This is a genomic window from Trinickia symbiotica (genome assembly GCF_002934455.1).
Lineage (GTDB): Bacteria > Pseudomonadota > Gammaproteobacteria > Burkholderiales > Burkholderiaceae > Trinickia > Trinickia symbiotica.
The window spans coordinates 1-1,728 of sequence record NZ_PTIR01000059.1 but is presented as its reverse complement, the minus strand read 5'-3'; the positions used below and the strand labels follow the sequence as shown (position 1 = coordinate 1,728).

Annotated in this window: 1 protein-coding gene; it reads left to right on the top strand. The window is 65.4% G+C overall.

Annotated elements, in window-relative coordinates:
* The coding region (locus tag B0G57_RS30705) for a flavin-containing monooxygenase (protein ID WP_104489629.1) at positions 1-1,728 on the top strand (1,728 nt) is incomplete at both ends.

Genomic DNA, 1,728 nt, shown 5'->3' with positions numbered 1-1,728 from the left:
CATGCCAAGCACAGCAGTCCAGCAGGCGAGCCAAATCGCATCGCGATGGCTCGAACTGTTCAACGCCGCCCTGAGCACCCGCAACCCGACGCGACTCAACGCGCTGTTTCATCCCGACAGCCACTGGCGCGATCTGCTCGCCCTGACCTGGACGTTTGACACCGTCAGCGGACGCGACAGCTTGAGTTCCGCCCTGCTGGAGGCAGCCAGCCGCTGCGGCGCGCGCAATTTCGAAATCGACCCGAGACGCTGCGCCCCGCGCGAAGTCGAGCGCGCCGGCGAACTCGTGGTCGAGGCCATCCTGCGCTTTACCACCGATTCCGGCGTGGGCGCCGGGCTACTGCGCATTCGACTCGCCGATGTCCTGGCCGACACGCCCCCGCAGGCCTGGACCCTGCTCACCGCCTTGCACAGCATCACCGGCCATGACGAGGAAACCGTCCGCCTGCAGCGCGAGGAGCCGCCCTTCGAGCGCGACTGGAATGGCCCCAATTGGCTGGATCGGCGCAAGGACGCGCTGCGGTATGCTGATCGCGACCCCACCGTGCTCATCGTCGGCGGCGGCCACGCAGGCCTGAGCGCCGCTGCCTCGCTCAAGGCTCTTGGCGTCGAGGCCCTCGTGATCGATCGCATGGCCCGCGTTGGCGACAACTGGCGGTTGCGCTATCACGCGCTCAAGCTGCACAACATGACGCCAAGCAATCACCTGCCTTACCTGCCGTTCCCCTCCACTTGGCCCAATTACATCCCGAAGGACAAGATCGCCAACTGGCTCGAGTTCTATGTCGAGGCGCTCGAGATCGACTTCTGGACCCACACCTCCTTCGAAGGCGCCACCCGCGATGAAGTCGCAGGCTGCTGGGCAGCAAACCTGCGCCTGGCAGACGGATCGCTGCGCCAGATGCGCCCGCGCCATATCATCATGGCCACCAGCGTCAGCGGCACCCCCAACATCCCGGAGATCCCCACCCTCGATCAATTTGCCGGCAAAGTGGTCCATTCCAGCGGCTTTAGCGACGGCGCACCCTGGCAGGGCAAGAACGTCTTCGTGTTCGGCACCGGCACCAGCGCCCACGACATCACCCAGGACCTGCACGGCAATGGCGCGCACGTGACCATGGTGCAGCGCAGCCCCACCGAGATCATCAACGTCGAACCCAGCGCTCAGCTCTACGATGGCATCTTCTATGGTCAGGGGCCGGCTTTCGCCGATCGCGATCTGATCAGCAGCTCCATCCCCCTGTCCATGCTCAAGCAGGCCCATCGCCTGCTCACCGCGAAGGCCCGCGAGTATGACGCCGACCTGCACGAGCGGCTGCAGCGCGCCGGCTTCCGCCTCGATTTCGACGAAACCGGCTGGCCGCTGAAGTTCCGCCAACGCGGCGGCGGCTACTACTTCAATGTCGGCTGCTCCGACCTCATCGCCCGTGGCGAGGTCGGCTTGCTTCAGTATCATGACATCGAGCGCTTCGAAGCCAGCGGCATTCGTCTGAAGGACGGCCACCTGCTGCCCGCCGAGCTCATCGTGCTGGCCACCGGCTACAAGGGCCTGGGCCACATCGTCGGCGCGCTCTTTGGCGAGCAAGTCGCGCAGCGGGTGGGCCGAATCTGGGGCTTTGACGAACGCACCCAGGAACTGCGCAACATGTGGACTCGCACCGATCAGCCCGGCCTGTGGTTCACCGGCGGCGCATTCTCTCAGTGCCGCATCTACTCCAAGTACCTCGC